The sequence below is a fragment of the Pelagivirga sediminicola genome (genome assembly GCF_003072125.1).
Lineage (GTDB): Bacteria > Pseudomonadota > Alphaproteobacteria > Rhodobacterales > Rhodobacteraceae > Roseovarius > Roseovarius sediminicola.
The window spans coordinates 116,426-133,647 of the sequence record NZ_QCYH01000005.1 but is presented as its reverse complement, the minus strand read 5'-3'; the positions used below and the strand labels follow the sequence as shown (position 1 = coordinate 133,647).

Genomic DNA, 17,222 nt, shown 5'->3' with positions numbered 1-17,222 from the left:
CCGAAACGCTTTAAGAGCGGGCCAAAGACCCAAACCCAAGGCACGGCCCGCCCATGACCCACGCCCCCAAGACCAAACGCGCCCCGCTCTATACCGAGCGCGACCGCGAGAACCTGCGCTGGCTCTGGACGCGCTACCTGCGGCAAAAGGCGCCCTGGCTGCTGTTGGTTCTGGGCATGATCCTGGTGCAGGGCCTTGTCTATCAGCAATTCCTGTCGATGACCGAAAGCGGCCTGCGCGTGATCTTCGACAGTGGCAGCGTCGGCGATCTGGTGATGGTCTGCATCGTGGTGTTCGTGCTGTTCGCGGTGCGCGGCCTCATGTCCTATCTTGTGCCGCGCATCACCGTCTGGGTCAGCAACGACGCGGTGTTCCAGATGCGCCGCGACCTGATTGCGCATATGATGGCGCTGGACCTTGCCTATTTCGAGCGCACCAAATCAGGCGAGATCATCCAGCGGCTGGTGACGCAGACGCAGGCGCTGGGCGTCTTCGTCGGGCAAGGCGTGGCCAACGCGGTGCGCGACGCGGTAACGGTCATCATCGTCTCGGGCTACCTGATCTGGAAGAACCCGATCCTGTTCAGCACCGCGGTCGTGGTCCTGCCCTTCATCATCTGGATCATGAACTTCGTCTCGGACCGCGTGAAGATCACCCAAGGCGAGGCCGAGACGGCCATGGGCGAGTACATGAACGGCATCGAGGAGACGGTGCATGGCATGCGCACCGTCAAGATCGCAAGCCAGGAAGGCGTCGAGACGCACCGCCTGATGAAGGGCACCAGCGCGATCCGCGACCTGATGAACCGCGTGCAGATCACGCAGGCGCTGGTGATGCCGTCGATCGATCTGTCCTCGGCCTTCGTCTATGTGCTGGTGATCGGCGGCGGCGGCTACATGGTGCTCAGCCCCGATTTCGACATGGACGGCGCCGGGATCATCACCTTCCTGCTGGGGATGGTGATGGTGTTCGATCCCGCGCGCCTGCTGGCGATGTTTTTTGGCAGCCTGCAATCCAACATGGTCCTTCTGGACCGCATCCGCCGCCTTCATGACGTCGTGCCCAGCATCACCGACAAGGAGGGCGCGGTGGCCGAATTCGACACTGGCGGCGATATCGTGCTGGAGGATGTGCATTTCGCCTACAGCGCCGATCAGCCGCTGTTTCACGGCCTCGACATGACGTTCCGGGGCGGCCAGGTGTCGGCCATCGTCGGCTCGACCGGGTCGGGCAAGACGACGATCCTGTCGCTGCTGACGCGGCTTTATGACACGCAGGGCGGGCGCATCACCATCGGCGGGCAACCCATCGACCAGCTGACCGTCAGCGCGCTGCGCGGCGCCTATTCGGTGGTGGCGCAGGATATCGTCATCTTCAACAATTCGATCTGGGAAAATATCCGCTACGTGCGCCCGGAGGCCAGCGACGAAGAGGTCTGGCAGTCCGCCGAGGATGCCGAGATCGCGGACCTGATCCGCGCGCGCGGCGCCGCGCCTGTAGGGCCGAAGGGCGCGCAGCTGTCGGGCGGTCAGAAACAGCGCATCGCCATCGCGCGCGCCTTCCTGACCAACGCGCCGATCCTGCTGCTGGACGAGGCGACCAGCGCGCTGGACCAGGCGACGGAGGCGCGCATCAAATCGGCGCTGGATCGGCTGACGCGCGGCAAGACCACCATCGTCGTCGCGCACCGCCTGTCGTCGATCGCCGATGCGGATCGCATCTTCGTGCTGGAGTCCGGCCAGCTGGTCGAGGAGGGCCGCCACGCCGATCTGTTGCGTCAGAACCGGCTTTACGCGCAGCTTTATCAGGCGCAAAAGCAAGGATACGACAAGAAATAGCGCCGCCGCGCGCCCCTTGCCCCGGCGCGCGCCAGCCCATAGTTTCGCCCCGATCACCTGATCCAAGGAGCCATCCATGACCCAACGCCTTCATCTTGTCTTTGGCGGGGAGCTGACAAACCCGTCGAAAAATGTGTTCAAGAACGTGGACGATCTGCACATCGTCGGCATCTATCCCGATTACGAATCCGCCCATCACGCCTGGAAGGCCGAAGCGCAGCGCACGGTCGACAACGCGCATATGCGCTATTTCATCGCCCATCTGCACCGGCTGCGGGACGAGGAAACGCCCGCCTCGCCCACCGAAGAGCTGGGGTAACGCAGCGCCATGGCCTCCTCGCTCAGCCTGGCGGCCTATCTGGCATGGGCGCGGCGCGGCAACGCGGGGGTCGGCGCGCCCTTCGTGCCCGCCTGCGAGCGTCCCGCCGGCGCGGTGATCTGGGGCCACGCCACCAGTCTGGAGCACGCCAACGCGCTGGTTCAACTGGTCGAGCGTCTGTCGGCGCAGCGCGGCAATACGCCCGGCGTGTCGGGGGGCGGGCTGCACCTGCTGTTGACGACCGGCGCGGACGTGCAATTGCCCGCCCACGCCCGCGCGCTGACCATCCACCAGCCGCTGGAGGGGGATGCCGCCGTCACTGCCGACGCGTTCCTTGGGCACTGGCGCCCCGATGTCTGCTTGTGGACCGGCGGCGATCTGCGCCCCGCGCTGCTGACTGCCGCCGATGATGCCGGCGTGCCGCTGATCCTGGTCGATGCCGAGGCATCGCTGCTGGAACGCTCCAGCTGGCGCTGGCTGCCGGATGTCACCCGCCTGCTTCTGGGCCGGTTCCGGACCATCATGGCCCGGTCCGAGCCCACCGCGCGCGCCTTGCGCCGGATGGGCGTCAGCGAGGACCGGCTGACCGTCACGGGCCTGTTTCAGGAGGGCGCGATCGCCCTGCCCTATGACGAGGCGCTGCGCGACGAGATGGCCGTCACGCTGCGCGGGCGGCCCATCTGGCTGGCCGCCATGCTGCATCACGCGGAGCTGGACATCGTGCTGGCCGCCCATCGGCAGGCCAGCCGCCTGTCGCACCGCCTGATCCTGATCGTGGTGCCCGAGGATCTGTCCGAAGCCGAGGCATTTCGCGACACGCTGCGCCAGGGCAAATGGCGCCACACCATATGGTCGCAGGGCGGCATGCCTAACGAGGCGACGCAGGTCTTGCTGGCCGACACGCGCGGCGACATGGGCCTGTGGTATCGGCTGGCCACGATTTCGCTCATGGGCAGCTCGCTGAAGCCGGGGATGAGCGGCAGCGATCCCAACGAGCCTGCCGCCCATGGCTCGGCCATTGTCTACGGCCCGAATGTGGGTCGCTACCTGCCCAGCTACAAGCGCTACGCGGGCGCGGGGGGCGCGCGGATCGTGCGCGACGCCGATACGCTGGCGGCTGCCTTGGCGCATCTGATTGCCGCCGACCGCAGCGCCACGATGGCCCATGCGGCGTGGGAGGTGGCGACGGCCGGCGCCAAGGTCACCGACCACATCATCGACATGCTTCAGGACATGCTCGACGATCTGGAGTTTGGCTGATGCGCGCGCCGGATTTCTGGCTGCGCCCGGCCGCGGCGCCGGGTCTGCGCGCGCGGCTGCTGTCGCCCTTGGGCGCGCTTTATGCGCGCGCCACGGCACGGCGGCTGGCGCGGGGCACGCCGTGGCGTGCGCCGGTGCCGGTGATCTGTGTCGGCAACCTCAACGCAGGCGGCACCGGAAAGACGCCGACGGTGATCGCGCTGGTTCAGCATCTGTCCGCCCGCGGGCGCGCCGTTCATGTCGTCAGCCGCGGCCATGGCGGACGACTGGAGGGCCCCTTGCAGGTGGACCCGCGCCAGCATACGGCGGCCGAAGTGGGCGACGAGCCGCTCCTGGTGTCGGCCTTTGCGCCTGTCTGGGTGGCCCGTGACCGCGCCGCCGGGGCGCGTGCGGCGGCCGATGCGGGGGCGGAGGTGATCGTGCTGGATGACGGGTTCCAGAACCCGGCGCTGCACAAGGACATCTCGCTGATCGTGGTCGATGCGGTGGTCGGCTTCGGCAATGGCCGCTGCCTGCCCGCCGGGCCGCTGCGCGAGCCGGTGGATGTGGGCCTTGGCCGCGCCGATCTGCTGCTTTCCATCGGCGGCAGCGCGGCGCAGGACGCCTTTGACGCCGCCTGGGGCAGCGCGATAGACCTGCCGCATCTGCGCGGCGCGCTGGCGCCGCTGCGGACCGGCATGGACTGGACCGGCACGCGGTGCCTTGCATTCGCGGGTATCGGCCATCCGGAGAAATTCTTTGCCAGCCTGCGCAGCATGGGCGCCGATCTGGCCGGGGCCGAGGCGCTGGACGATCACCAGCCCTTCACCCCTGCCCTCCTGAAACGGCTGGAGAGCGAGGCCGCGCGCCTTGGCGCGCAGCTGGTCACGACGGAAAAGGACGCGGTGCGCCTGCCCGCGGAATTCAGGCCCAAGGTGCTGACGCTGCCCGTGCGGCTGGAGATCGCCGACTGGACCGCGCTGAACGCGCGACTGGAGGCGCTGGGGATCTAAAGCGCCTCGCCCAGTTTCGGCGATGCCTTGTCCAGCGACAGATCGGCATCCGAAAAGCGGATCGGCGTGCGCACGCCCGGCACGCCGTCCGGATCGATGCGCATGCCGCGGGCGATGATCTGCGGATCGGCGTAAACCTCGTCCATGTTGTTGATCGGACCCGCCGGCACGCCTGCGCCTTCGCAGGCCGACAGCAGCGCATCCTTGGTAAAGGTCTGCGTCCGCTCGGTCAGGCGCGCGCTCAGCTCGTCCTTGCGCGCCACGCGGTCGGCGTTGGTCGCATATTCCGCAGCGCCTGCCAGTTCGGGCAGGTCCAGAAGGCCGCAAAGCCGCTGGTATTGCGCGTCATTGCCAACCGCGATGATGATATAGCCATCGGCGCAATCGAAAACCTGATAAGGCGCCAGATTCGGATGGAAATTCCCGATCCGCCCCGGCGCCTGCCCGGTGGTCAGATAGTTCATCGACTGGTTCGCCGTCACTGCAACGGCAACATCCAGCAGCGCCATGTCGATCTGCTGGCCCTTGCCGGTCTGGCTGCGCTGGTGCAGCGCCGCAAGGATCGCCGTGGTGGCATAAACGCCGGTAAAGACATCCGTGATCGCAACGCCCACGCGCTGCGGCTGGCCCTCGGGCGCGCCGGTGATCGACATCAGGCCAGACATGCCCTGGATGATATAGTCATAGCCCGCGCGATGCGCATAGGGGCCGTCCTGCCCAAACCCGGTGATCGAGCAATAGATCAGCCCCGGAAAATCCCTGGCAAGCGAGGCATAATCCAGCCCGTATTTGACCAGCCCGCCGACCTTAAAATTCTCGATGACGATATCGGCCTCCGCGATCAGCGCGCGCACCTTTTCCTGCCCTTCGGGCGTGCGGAAATCGGCGGTGACGCTGCTCTTGCCACGGTTGCAGCCATGGAAATAGGCGGCGGTGCGGTCGCCCTCGCGCTCGACGAAGGGGGGGCCCCATCGGCGGGTATCATCGCCTTCGGGGCTTTCGACCTTGATCACCTCGGCGCCCAGATCGGCCAGCGTCTGGCCCGCCCAGGGGCCGGCCAGAATGCGCGCCAGTTCGACGACCTTCAGGCCGGAAAGGGGTGCGGAGGTCATTGGTTCAGCTTCTCGTCCAGAACCGCCTTCAGATCGTCATAGGGCGGGTTGCCGTATGCCTGACCGTCAACCAGAACGGTGGGCGTCGAGGTGATGCCATCCTCGGCCGCGTGCTGGCGGAACCATGCCTCCAGCACCTGCGCCTTGTCCTGATCCTCAAGGCAGGCCGTGATCTGGTCATCGCTCAGGCCCGCGACCTTGCCGATGGTGCGCAGGTTGTCCATCACATCGCCCATCGTCTTGGCGTCCAGCCATTCGGCCTGCCGGGTATAGAGCAGATCGTTGATGCCGAAGAACCGCGTCGGCCCCGCGCAACGCGCCAGAAGCGACCCGCGCAGGCCCGCGCCATCAAAGAACACGTCGCGATAGACATAGCGGATCTTGCCGGTGTCGATGAAGTCGCGCTTGAGCTCCTGAAAGGTGGTCTTGTGGAAGTCGGCGCAATGCGGGCAGGTGAGCGAGGCGTATTCCGTCACCGTCACCGCGGCGTCCTCCGGCCCCATCGTCATCTCGACGATGCCCGATGTGTCGACATCGGCGAATTCGGCCGGAACGTCGTCGCTGGCGGCCTCGGCGGTGTGTTGTCCGCCCAGTTGCCACCACAGGGCCGCCCCCAGAATGGCCAGCGCGGCAGCCGCGATCAAGATCTTGCGATTCATGTGATATTCCTTTTCGCCTCAGCGTTTCGGTCTGGATAGAACATTTTGCGCCAGGGCTTCAAGCGCGGCGCGCAGTTCGGTGTCGGCCACGGGCGCGGCGATATGGCGCGCCTCATGGGCGGTCTCGGGATCGGGCGGGCGCGGCGCCTTTGCAGGCGCGCGGTGCTGAAAGCTAGCCTGCCCCTCGGCAAAGCCTGTGGGCGCGGTCTGCGTGATGGTGATGCGCGAGATGGCGTTATAGCCGTAAACCGCGTTCACGCGGGCGCGCAGCCCCTCTTTTTGCATCTCCAGCATCGGCGCCTGTGCGCCGGTGGTCAACAAGCTCAGCGTGGCGCCCATGCCGCCGCGCCCATAGCTGACCTTGACGGGCCGCGCGATGGCGGCAGTTTCGGCGCCCACGATCTCGGCCCATTGCGTCAGCAGTCGCGATTCGGCAAAGCCCCGGCTTTCGGACGCCTTGCGAATCCGCTCTTGCAGCAGGGTGCTGGAGCGGGTGAAACCCTTGGTCGTGGGGCGGCGCGGCGGCATTGGTTGATCTCCTGCGGTCGGGCGCCATTTTAGGGCATGTGGATTTCCATGCCAGCAGATAGCACGAAAGAGGCATAAAGAATGCGTGAGACGGCGAAGGCGGCCGATTTGCTGGACTGGTATGACGTCCATGCCCGCGACATGCCGTGGCGCGTCGGCCCCGCGCGCCGGGCCGCGGGCGAGCGGCCCGATCCCTACCGCATCTGGCTGTCCGAGGTGATGCTGCAACAAACCACCGTTGCCGCCGTGACGCAGTATTTCAACCGCTTCACCGCCCGCTGGCCGACGGTGGCCGATCTGGCGGCCGCCGAAGATGGCGAGGTGATGGGCGAATGGGCCGGCCTTGGCTATTACGCCCGCGCGCGCAACCTGCTGAAATGCGCGCGGGCCGTGGTGGCCGAGCATGGAGGGCGCTTCCCTTCGGATCATGCCACGCTGCTGACACTGCCGGGCATCGGGCCTTATACGGCCGCCGCGATCGCGGCCATCGCGTTCGATGCGCCCGAAACGGTGGTCGATGGCAATGTCGAGCGTGTCATGGCGCGCCTGCACGACATCCACACCCCCCTGCCCGCGGCCAAGCCCGCGCTGACCGCCGCCTCCGCCGCGCTGACGCCCGCCGCGCGCCCCGGCGATTACGCGCAGGCGGTGATGGATCTGGGCGCCACCATCTGCACCCCCCGCAGCCCCGCCTGCGGGATCTGCCCGTGGCGCGCCCCTTGCGCCGCGCGCGCCGAAGGCACCGCGCCCGAGCTGCCGAAGAAAAGCCCGAAAAAGGCCAAGCCCGTCCGCCACGGCATCGCCTATGTCGCCCAGCGCAGCGATGGCGCGCTGTTGCTGGAGCGGCGCGAGGATCGGGGCCTCTTGGGCGGCATGCTGGGCTGGCCCTGCAGCGACTGGACCGAAGGGGCGACGGCGGACGCGCCCCCGCTGCACGCCGATTGGCAGACCCTCAACGAGGAGGCGCGCCATACCTTCACGCATTTTCACCTGCGCCTTCGCATCGACGTGACGCAGGTCGACATGACCGCCGCCCCGCAGCGCGGCCGGTTCATCCCGCGCGCCGAATTCCAGCCCGGCCAGCTGCCGACGGTCATGCGCAAGGTTTTTGATCTGGCGCGTGTGAGTCTTGTCAATTTCGGCTAAAGGAATTTCGTGTAACCCGCTATTGAAACGGCACGCACCATGCGCACATCACGGAGCCGCCCGATGTCCACCGCCGCCCATATCAGGCAAGCTATCCCGTTCTGGATGTCCCTGTTTCTGGTCCCGATCGCCGTCCTCGGCGCATTGCAGGGCGGCTGGACGGTGATTCTGCTGCCGGTCTTCACGTGGTATTTCTTTTCGCTGCTGGATGCGTTTTTGGGCCTCAATCTGGATGATCTGGACCTTGGCACCGACATCACATGGTATCGCGCGATCACGCTGATCTGGGCGCCGGTGCAGTTCGCGCTGCTGTTCTGGATGATCTGGTACGTGCCGCAGGCGGCGCATCTGGGCAGTCTGGAAAAGATCGTGCTGTTCTTTGGCGTCGGCGTCATCACCGGCACGATCGGCGTCAACTATGCGCATGAGCTGATGCACCAGAAACCCCGGATCGAGCGCTGGATGGCCGATATCCTGCTGGCGATGGTGCTCTATTCTCATTTCCGGTCGGAGCATCTGCAGGTCCATCACCGCCATGTCGGCACCCCGCGCGACACCGTCACGGCGCGTTATAACGAGGGGTTTCATCGCTTCTTCGCGCGCGTTCTGCCCGGCGAGGTCGCATCGGCCTTTCGCGCCGAGGCGGCGATGCAGGCGCGCCGGGGCCGCAATTGGAGCCATCCCAGCAATCCGTTTTTCCGCTACTGGGCGCTTCAGGGCGCGATGCTGGCGCTGGCGCTGATCCTTGGCGGCTGGACCGGGCTTGCGCTGTTTCTGTGGCAGGCGCTGGTCGCCGTCTGGCAACTGGCGCTGGTCAATTACGTCGAACATTACGGCCTGACGCGCGAATATTTGGGCGATGGCCGCTACGAGCATGTCAAACCGCGCCACAGCTGGAACGCGGCGCACAAGGCGACGAACTGGCTGCTGATCAACCTGCAACGTCATTCGGACCATCATTACAAGCCCGATCGCCGGTTTCCCCTGCTGCAAAACCATACCGAGGACGAGGCGCCGCAACTGCCCTATGGCTATCCCGTCATGACGATGGCGGCGATGGTCCCGCCCCTCTGGCGCCGTGTGATGAACCGCCGCGTGCGCGCGTGGCGCAAGACATATTACCCCCAGATCACCGACTGGAAGCCCTACAACAAGGCCGCGCACCCGCCTCCGGCTTGAAGCCGTGGCACCGGGGCGGTAGCGTGGCATCGCATACCAGCCGAGGGGCCAGCCCATGCCACAGACATCGCAGCTATTCCCGCAGCTTTTCAGCCCGCTGTCCATCGGCGGCGTGGAGATCGCGAACCGCATCCTGTCGACCGGGCATGACACGTCGATGGCGGCAAACGGCCATGTCACCGATGCGATGATCGCCTATCACGAGGCGCGGGCGCGCGGCGGCGCGGGCCTGATCGTCAGCCAGGTGGTCGGCGTGCATGAAACGGCGCGGTATACCTCGCATGTGCTGATGGGGACCGACGATGATTGCCTGCCGGGGTTCGCACGACTGGCGCAGACGGTCCACGCCCACGGCACCCGCATCTTTGCCCAGCTGTTCCATCCGGGCCGCGAGATCATGGAGGTCGCCGACGGCACCGCGCCCGTGGCATGGTCGGCCTCCGCCACCCCCTCGGACAGGTTCCACGTGATCCCCCGCGCCATGCCTCTGGCGATGATCCGCGAAGTGGTGGAGGGCTATGCCGCCGCCGCCCGGCGCATGCAGCGCGCCGGCCTCGACGGGGTCGAGATCGTGGCGAGCCACGGCTATCTGCCCGCGCAATTTCTCAGCCCGCATGTCAACCGGCGCGAGGATGCCTATGGCGGCAGTGCCGAGGGCCGCATGCGCTTCCTGCGCGAGGTGATCGAGGCGGTGCGCGGCGCAACCGGCGATGGCTTTGCGGTCGGACTGCGCATCTCGGGCGACGAACATACGCAGGGCGGGATGCAGGGCGCCGAAAGCCTTGAGGTGATCCGCGCGCTGGCGCCGACGCTCGACTACGTCAGCGTGATTGCCGGCACCTCGGCCACGCTGGGCGGAGCCATCCACATCGTGCCGCCGATGTTCGAGGAAAACGCCTATCTCGCCCCGTTTTCCCATGCCGTGAAACAGGCTGTCGACATTCCCGTGATGGTCGCGGGGCGCATCAACCAGCCGCAGGAGGCCGAAAGCGTCATTGCCTCCGGTCAGGCCGACATGTGCGGCATGACCCGCGCGCTGATCTGCGATCCGGCCATGCCGGGCAAGGCGCGCGAAGATCGCCCCGACGATATCCGCGCCTGCATCGGCTGCAATCAGGCCTGCATCGGCCATTTCCACAAGGGCGTGCCGATCTCCTGCATCCAGTTCCCCGAAACCGGGCGCGAACTGCGGTATGGCACAAGGCGCAAGGCAGATCGGCCGAAATCCGTCATGGTGATCGGCGGCGGCCCCGCCGGAATGAAGGCCGCCGCCACCGCCGCCGCGCTGGGCCACGAGGTGACCCTGCGCGAAGCCGCCGCACAGCTGGGCGGTCAGGCGCTGCTGGCGCAACTCTTGCCGGGCCGGGCCGAATTCGGCGGCATCGTGACCAACCTCGCCCGCGAGATGGAGCAATCCGGCGTCACCGTGCATCTGAACAGCGAAGTGACGCTGGACCGGATCGAGGCGGCCGAACCCGATGCCGTCATCGTGGCCACCGGCGGCACGGCGCGGCACCCGCAAGGGATGGAATTCAGCGATGACGCGCATATCGTCACCGCCTGGGATGTGCTGCGCAGCCACGCGAATGTCGGCGGCTCCGTCACCATCGCCGACTGGCGCGCCGATTGGGTCGGGCTGGGCGTGGCCGAGCTTCTGGCCAGCGCGGGGCGCCGCGTGCGCCTGTGCGTCAACGGCACCCACGCGGGCGAGATGCTGCAAACCTATGTGCGCGATACGATGGTGGGGCGCGTGCAAAAGCTGGGGGTCGAGATCATCCCCTACGCGCAGCTCTACGGCGCCGATGACGACACCGCCTATTTCATCCACGCCGCCAATGGCGAGCCGATCATCGTCGAGGACACCGAAACGCTGGTGCTGGCGCAGGGAACCGACGTGTCCGACGCGCTGCTGACCGCGCTGGATGGCTATGCGGGACAGGTCATCGGCATCGGTGATTGCATGGCGCCGCGAACCGCCGAAGAGGCGGTGCTGGACGGGCTCAAGGCAGCCTGGTCCCTGTGACGCCACCGGGTGATTGAGTATTTGCACCAAGATGAAGACGCGTGGGATGAGCCTTCATCTTGGCGAAAATACTCAAGATGCGACGCATGAGGCATTAAAAAACGCCCCACCGCAGGGCGGCAGGGCGCAGTTGAGGTGGTGCCTAGCGTCAGACCACAGGCACCGGCGGTGTTCTTGTTTGTCCGGGGGTAGATCTCAGTTGGGCCGCTCGGCCATTTCGGCGCGGATCTGCTGGCGCAGAAGGTCGATGGGCACGCGCTTGCCGTCCTTCTTGAAATGCCAGTAGGTCCAGCCATTGCAGCTGGGCGCGCCTTCCAGATGGGCGCCGACCTGGTGGATCGAGCCCTTGATATCGTCGCCGATCAGCGTGCCGTCGGCGCGCACCTTGGCCTTGTGGCGCTGGTTCATCGAATAGAGCTCCTCGCCCGGGCGCAGCATGCCGCGTTCGACCAGCTGGCCGAAGGGCACGCGCGGCTCGGCGCGTTTGGAGGTACTGACCTGCAGTGCCTCGCGGTCGAACTTGCGGATCGCCTTGAGCCGTTTTTCGGCAACCTTGCGATATGCTTCCTCGCGCTCGATGCCGATATAGTCGCGGCCCAGCATCTTGGCCACCGCGCCGGTGGTGCCGGTGCCAAAGAACGGGTCCAGCACGACATCGCCGGGATTGGTGCTGCCCACGATGACGCGGTGAAGCAGGCTTTGCGGTTTTTGCGTCGGATGGGCCTTGTCGCCGGCCTCGTCCTTCAGGCGCTCGTGGCCGGTGCAGATCGGCAGCACCCAGTCGCTGCGCATCTGCACGCCGTCGTTCAGCGCCTTCAGCGCCTCGTAATTGAAGGTGTATTTCGCGCCCTCGGATTTCGATGCCCAGATCATCGTCTCATGCGCATTGGTCAGGCGTTTGCCGCGAAAATTCGGCATCGGGTTGGATTTGCGCCAGACCACGTCGTTCAGGATCCAGTAACCGGCATCCTGCAATGCCGCCCCGACACGAAAGATGTTGTGGTACGATCCGATCACCCAGATCGCGCCATTCGGTTTCAGCAGACGGCGCGCGGCGGCCAGCCATTGCTGCGTGAACTTGTCATAGGCGGCAAAGCTGTCGAACTGGTCCCAGGCATCGTCGACCGCGTCGACCTGGCTGTTATCGGGGCGATGCAGATCGCCCTTGAGTTGCAGATTATAGGGCGGATCGGCAAAGATTAGATCGACCGAATTCTCGGGCAGCGCATTCATCGCCTCGATGCAATCGCCGTCAATGATCGTGTTGAGGGGCAAGGTTCGGGCCCCCTTGATGTTGGTCATCTTTGTCATGTCTTGCCTCTGTCCCGGCGCGTTTTTGCGCTCTGTCTGCTTGAGCACAAGGATCGTCCATAGGCGAATCGTCGTCAAATTCTTTTTTGAATCAGAGGCTTAACTATTTATCTTGATACAAGATATGGTGCACCGGCTTGAACGAACGTCTATGGTGAGGGGTCACGCCCAGATTTTGAAGCGCTTCCTTGTGGCTTTTCGACGGGTATCCGGCGTTCGTCTCCCAGCCATATCCGGGATAGTGTTGCGCCAAATCCCGCATGACATGATCCCGACATATTTTCGCCATGATTGAGGCCGCCGAGATGGACAGTGACAGCGCGTCGCCCTTGATGATGGCGCGGCCCGGCACGCACAGGCCCCGCGGAATCATGTTTCCGTCGATCAGCGCCACGCAAGGGCGGCGCGGCAGGCCCGCCACCGCACGCTCCATCGCCAGATGCGAGGCGCGCAGGATGTTCAGCGCGTCGATCTCCTCCACGCTTGCATGGGCAATGCTGATGTCGGCGCAGGCGGCGATCGCGTCATGGAGCGCGCGGCGCTTCGCGGCCGTCAACGCCTTGGAATCGTTCAGCCCCTTGGGAATGCGCGCCATGTCGAGAACCACAGCCGCGGCGGTGACCGGCCCCGCCAGCGGGCCGCGCCCGACCTCGTCCACGCCTGCAACGAGTCGCGCGCCGGCGTTCAACGCCTCTGTCTCGTATGAATAATCCGGGGCTGACATGGCAAAGTGTCAGACCACAGGATGCCGCCAAAGGAAAGGGCCCGCGACGGGGCCCCTGCCAACGCTGATCCGCTTTTGCGCGTCAGTTGCCATAGCGGCGCGGCCGTGCGCTGTAGCCGTGTTGAGATCCGTGCCGGCGCTCCGCCCGGCGCGGGCGCGTATCACGGCGATGATAGTTATAGCCGCGACGATAGGCCCGCTCCCTGATGGCCTTGCGGCGATGATGGCGCTTTTCCGCGCGATAGGGGCGGTGCGTCTTATAGACCGGGCGCGGATGGTGCCGGGCTTCGGCGCGGCGCTTGTTTTTTTGGGCGTCGTGGATGACGGCGCCGACGATGGCGATCCCGGCGATCGCGGCAAGGGCGCGGGCCACGTCGCGGTCCGCGGCCCGCGCGGGTGCTGCGGTCAAGCCGGTGACGGCAACGGACGCCGCAAGGACAATCGAGATGAATTTGCCAGCCATGATGGTGATCCTTTTCTGAAAATTGGCGAAGACGTATCCTCGATGGTTCGCCACCCGGCCATGGCCGCACAATAACGCGGCGCGGTTATCCGATAACAACCCGGCGCCGCGCCTTTGGTTATTGAATAGCGGCGCCGCCCCGGCCATGGTTCGCACATGATGAAAACACTCGCCTCCCTCGCGCTTGCCGCGCTTGTTGCCGGACCCGCCGGCGCCGCATGTATCGCCGAATACAAGGCCAAGCGGGACGATCCGCTGAAACTGTTCTACGGCACCGCCGAGATCGCCGGGGCATGCACCCTTGCGGCGGCCCGTGCCCAACTGGAGGCGCAGCTGGCGTCAGAGGGCCTGACCCTGCTCAAGGTCTTGTCCGTGAGGCAGGAGTAATGGTGCCCGGCGATGTGACGGCAGCGGGCGCGCGGCGGTCGGGCAGCCGCGTTGTCGTGTTCGGCGTGGCCGCCATCGTGGCGATACTGGCGCTGGCCGCGATCTTCCTGTTCCTGTCGCTGCCCGATGCCGGAGCCTTCAACGCGCGGGTCGAGCGGATATTCGTCGAGAACGACACGCTGACCAGCGATGCCGAGATCAAGCTGCTTGAGATCCTCGCCCTGTCGGGCACGGCGTTCAGCGAAACGCTGGTCAGCTACCGGATGGTCATATTCGTGCTGCTGGTGTTCAGCGCGGCGCTGCTGATATCGGCGCTCATCTTCCTGCTGATGCTGGTCACGCTGAACCGCCGCATGGCCCAGATCGAGCGGTCGGGGATCGAGGTAAACTCGCTGCTCATCAGCCGCGCCGAGAAGTCTGTCTATCTCAACAACATGGGGTTCAAGCTGACCGATGCTGCGATGGAGACGCTCTCGGTCCTGGCCGAGGCGCGGATGGACGGCGATATCCTGACCGGCGCGCAGATCGAGGGGATGATCTCGGGCCGCGATTCCAGCGACTGCGACGAGGCCGCCGGCGCCACGCGCATCAAACGGCTGCGCGACACGCTGGGCAACCAGATGGTCAGCGAATTGCTGGTGCGCAACATCGCGCGGCAAGGCTACGTGCTCGCCATCGACAAGGATGTGATCCGCGTCATCTGACCCGCTCGCCCGGCTTCTTCTTGCGTCAAATATCCTGGGGGAGCCGCCCGCAGGGCGGCGGGGGCAAAGCCCTCCTATCGCAGCGCCGCGTCAACTGCCGGTCATGGCCTGATCGCGAAACGCCCGCGTCGTCAGGATCAGGCCAGCAAGCGATTGCATCTTGGCCAGCGCCGCGTCCATGTCCTGCGGCGCGATGGCGGCCTCCGCCAGAAGGTGGCGGGCGGCGTAATCCACCTGGGCCACCCCCTCGGCGCCGTCCATCGGCGCGATCTGGAAACTGGCGCGCAGCCATATGCCATCCATCACCGTGCGCAGCTGAAACGCGACGCGCGGCGCATCGCGCACCCCCAGCGGGCGCAGCGCGCTCATCAGGTTGCTGCGCATGCGCGCATGCACCACCGCCTGGATGCGCTGGCTTTGGCGGTTATGCGGCACGTCCGAGCAAAGCGAGATCCACGCGTGACAGATTTCCTGCTGAAAGACCGGCGCGGCGAAATTGCCGACGATGATCGCATATAGCCGCTCCAGCGGCGTCTCGGCGTGGCGCAGCAATTCCGTCACGCATATGCGCAGGACGGTATTCGCCTTGCGCTGCACCCCTTCGAACAGCGCATCCTTGTCCTTGAAGTGATGCAGCACGACGCCCTTGGACACGCCCGCAATCTTGGCCACGCGTTCCAGCGTGGTGCCGCGGATCCCGTGCAGCACCAGCGCGTCGAAGGCTGCTTGCGAAAGTTCCGCGCGCCTGATGTCCCGGATGGTTTGCCGTGCCATATGCCTGCCGCCCTGTTGCAGGCCCACCCTAGCGTCGTAGATGCAGGGTCACAATATTTACCTTTTGACCTAAAAACTGACCAATGGTAAGTATTTCGGGAATCTGCTTGAAAGGGAACAGTCATGAACGCCGATTTCGTCATTATCGGATCCGGATCTGCCGGGTCGGCCATGGCCTACCGTCTGTCCGAGGACGGGGCGCACAGCGTTCTGGTGCTGGAATATGGCGGCACCGATGCCGGGCCGTTCATCCAGATGCCCGCTGCGCTGAGCTATCCGATGAACATGGCCCGCTATGACTGGGGCTATCGCACCCGGCCCGAGCCGCATCTGAACGGCCGCACGCTGGCCGCGCCGCGCGGCAAGGTTGTCGGCGGTTCGTCCTCGATCAACGGGATGGTCTATGTGCGCGGCCACGCATGCGATTTCGATCATTGGGAGCACAGCGGCGCCGACGGCTGGGGCTATCGCCACGTGCTGCCCTATTACCAGCGGATGGAGCGTTGGTCCGACGGCGGCCATGGCGGCGATCCGTCCTGGCGCGGCACGGACGGGCCCTTGCATGTGACGCGCGGCGCGCGCGCCAACCCGCTGTTCGACGCCTTCGTTCAGGCGGGCAGGCAGGCAGGCTATGAGATGACGGACGACTATAACGGCGAAAAGCAGGAGGGCTTCGGCCCGATGGAGCAGACCGTGTTCCGGGGCCGCCGCTGGTCTGCGGCCAACGCCTATCTGCGCCCCGCGCTGAAGCGCGCCAACTGCGACATGCTGCGCTGCTTCGTGCGCCGCATCATCATCGAGGGCGGGCGCGCGACGGGTGTCGAGGTAGAGCGCGGCGGCAAGATCCAGATCATCCGCGCGAATCGCGAGATCGTGCTGGCCGCGTCGGCCTTCAACTCGCCCAAGATCCTGATGCTGTCAGGCATCGGCCCGGCCGCGCATCTGGCCGAGCATGGCATTGACGTGGTCAGCGACCGGCCCGGCGTTGGCGGCAACCTTCAGGATCACCTGGAGCTTTATATTCAACAGGCCTGCACGCAGCCCATCACGCTTTTCAAGCATTGGAACCTGTGGTCCAAGGGAATGATCGGCGCGCAGTGGCTGCTGCGCAAGAACGGGCTGGGCGCGTCCAACCAGTTTGAAAGCGCGGCTTTCCTTCGGTCGAAACCGGGGGTGGAGTATCCCGACATCCAGTATCATTTCCTGCCGATGGCCGTGCGTTATGACGGACAGGCCGCCGCCGAGGGGCATGGGTTTCAGGCGCATGTCGGCCCGATGCGGTCGGCCTCGCGCGGGCGGGTGCGCCTTGCGTCGCGTGATCCGATGGCGGCGCCGGACATCGCGTTCAACTACATGGCGCATGACAGCGATTGGGAAGATTTCCGCCGCTGCATCCGCCTGACCCGCGAGATTTTCGGGCAGGCGGCCTTCGATGACTATCGCGGCAAGGAGATTCAGCCGGGCGCGCATGTCCAAAGCGACGATGCGCTGGACGCTTTCATCGCCGAGCATGCCGAAAGCGCCTATCACCCGTGCGGCACCTGCAAGATGGGCGCGGCCGATGATCCGGCGGCGGTGGTCGATCCCGAGTGCCGCGTGATCGGCGTGGATGGCCTGCGCGTCGCCGACAGCTCGATCTTTCCGCGCATCACCAATGGCAACCTGAACGCGCCCAGCATCATGGTGGGGGAAAAGGCATCAGACCTTATCCTTGGCCGCGATCCCCTGCCCGCCTCGAACCGCCAGCCGTGGATTCATCCCGGCTGGCGCGAGACAGTGAAAGCTGCCGTTCCCGCGTGACGC

General features: G+C 65.8%; 17 protein-coding genes. 10 read left to right on the top strand and 7 right to left on the bottom strand.

Features of this window, described 5'->3' with window-relative positions:
* Positions 1–53: 53 nt before the first annotated feature.
* From DC366_RS10430 to lpxK, 4 genes are all read left to right on the top strand, one after another.
* Positions 54–1,838, top strand: a complete 1,785-nt coding sequence (locus DC366_RS10430; protein WP_108692144.1) for an ABC transporter ATP-binding protein — start codon at positions 54–56, stop codon at positions 1,836–1,838.
* Between the two features lie 76 nt (positions 1,839–1,914).
* Positions 1,915–2,157, top strand: coding sequence for a DUF4170 domain-containing protein (locus DC366_RS10425; RefSeq protein ID WP_108692143.1), 243 nt, complete (start codon positions 1,915–1,917; stop codon positions 2,155–2,157).
* Positions 2,158–2,166: 9 nt separating this feature from the next.
* On the top strand, positions 2,167–3,417 hold the full coding sequence (locus tag DC366_RS10420) for a 3-deoxy-D-manno-octulosonic acid transferase (protein WP_108692142.1): 1,251 nt from the start codon (positions 2,167–2,169) through the stop codon (positions 3,415–3,417).
* Complete coding sequence (lpxK, locus tag DC366_RS10415; RefSeq protein WP_207768694.1) at positions 3,417–4,409, top strand: tetraacyldisaccharide 4'-kinase; 993 nt, start codon at positions 3,417–3,419, stop codon at positions 4,407–4,409. Before DC366_RS10420 ends, lpxK begins: the two co-directional genes overlap by 1 nt.
* Here lpxK and DC366_RS10410 read toward each other — a convergent pair.
* From DC366_RS10410 to DC366_RS10400, 3 genes are read right to left on the bottom strand one after another with little or no spacing between them, the layout of a single operon-like run.
* Positions 4,406–5,521, bottom strand: a complete 1,116-nt coding sequence (locus tag DC366_RS10410; protein ID WP_108692141.1) for a CaiB/BaiF CoA transferase family protein — start codon at positions 5,519–5,521, stop codon at positions 4,406–4,408. The two genes, lpxK and DC366_RS10410, sit on opposite strands and share 4 nt — an antisense overlap.
* Positions 5,518–6,180: a DsbA family protein gene (locus tag DC366_RS10405; protein ID WP_108692140.1), complete on the bottom strand. Its 663-nt coding sequence runs from the start codon at positions 6,178–6,180 to the stop codon at positions 5,518–5,520. The genes DC366_RS10410 and DC366_RS10405 overlap by 4 nt, the downstream gene beginning before the upstream one ends.
* Positions 6,181–6,198: 18 nt before the next feature.
* Complete coding sequence (locus DC366_RS10400; protein ID WP_108692139.1) at positions 6,199–6,708, bottom strand: DUF721 domain-containing protein; 510 nt, start codon at positions 6,706–6,708, stop codon at positions 6,199–6,201.
* 81 nt (positions 6,709–6,789) lie between these two features.
* On the opposite strand from DC366_RS10400, the gene mutY reads away from it, so the two are divergent.
* From mutY to DC366_RS10385, 3 genes are all read left to right on the top strand, one after another.
* Positions 6,790–7,854, top strand: coding sequence for an A/G-specific adenine glycosylase (mutY, locus tag DC366_RS10395; RefSeq protein WP_108692138.1), 1,065 nt, complete (start codon positions 6,790–6,792; stop codon positions 7,852–7,854).
* A gap of 63 nt (positions 7,855–7,917) precedes the next feature.
* On the top strand, positions 7,918–9,033 hold the full coding sequence (locus DC366_RS10390) for an alkane 1-monooxygenase (protein ID WP_108692137.1): 1,116 nt from the start codon (positions 7,918–7,920) through the stop codon (positions 9,031–9,033).
* Positions 9,034–9,088: 55 nt separating this feature from the next.
* Positions 9,089–11,056: an oxidoreductase gene (locus DC366_RS10385; RefSeq protein WP_108692136.1), complete on the top strand. Its 1,968-nt coding sequence runs from the start codon at positions 9,089–9,091 to the stop codon at positions 11,054–11,056.
* Between the two features lie 195 nt (positions 11,057–11,251).
* On the opposite strand, the gene DC366_RS10380 is transcribed toward DC366_RS10385, so the two are convergent.
* The 3 genes from DC366_RS10380 to DC366_RS10370 form a co-directional block, all read right to left on the bottom strand.
* Positions 11,252–12,367: a site-specific DNA-methyltransferase gene (locus DC366_RS10380; RefSeq protein ID WP_207768693.1), complete on the bottom strand. Its 1,116-nt coding sequence runs from the start codon at positions 12,365–12,367 to the stop codon at positions 11,252–11,254.
* Positions 12,368–12,470: 103 nt separating this feature from the next.
* Entirely contained in the window at positions 12,471–13,091 is a 621-nt protein-coding gene (gene rnhB / locus DC366_RS10375) for a ribonuclease HII (RefSeq protein ID WP_108692135.1), read from the bottom strand.
* A gap of 82 nt (positions 13,092–13,173) precedes the next feature.
* Complete coding sequence (locus tag DC366_RS10370) at positions 13,174–13,701, bottom strand: NAD(P)-dependent oxidoreductase (RefSeq protein WP_108692134.1); 528 nt, start codon at positions 13,699–13,701, stop codon at positions 13,174–13,176.
* Positions 13,702–13,710: 9 nt separating this feature from the next.
* Between DC366_RS10370 and DC366_RS10365 the strand changes: the two genes are divergently transcribed.
* A complete protein-coding gene (locus DC366_RS10365; RefSeq protein ID WP_243405100.1) occupies positions 13,711–13,941 on the top strand; it encodes a hypothetical protein in 231 nt (76 codons plus the stop codon).
* Positions 13,941–14,645, top strand: a complete 705-nt coding sequence (locus DC366_RS10360; RefSeq protein WP_108692133.1) for a winged helix-turn-helix domain-containing protein — start codon at positions 13,941–13,943, stop codon at positions 14,643–14,645. Before DC366_RS10365 ends, DC366_RS10360 begins: the two co-directional genes overlap by 1 nt.
* Positions 14,646–14,735: 90 nt before the next feature.
* On the opposite strand, the gene betI is transcribed toward DC366_RS10360, so the two are convergent.
* Positions 14,736–15,419 carry a transcriptional regulator BetI gene (gene betI / locus DC366_RS10355; protein ID WP_133176194.1) on the bottom strand — a complete coding sequence of 228 codons (684 nt, stop codon included), beginning with the start codon at positions 15,417–15,419 and terminating at the stop codon, positions 14,736–14,738.
* Between the two features lie 123 nt (positions 15,420–15,542).
* On the opposite strand from betI, the gene betA reads away from it, so the two are divergent.
* A complete protein-coding gene (gene betA / locus DC366_RS10350; protein ID WP_108692131.1) occupies positions 15,543–17,219 on the top strand; it encodes a choline dehydrogenase in 1,677 nt (558 codons plus the stop codon).
* The last annotated feature ends 3 nt before the right edge of the window (positions 17,220–17,222 follow it).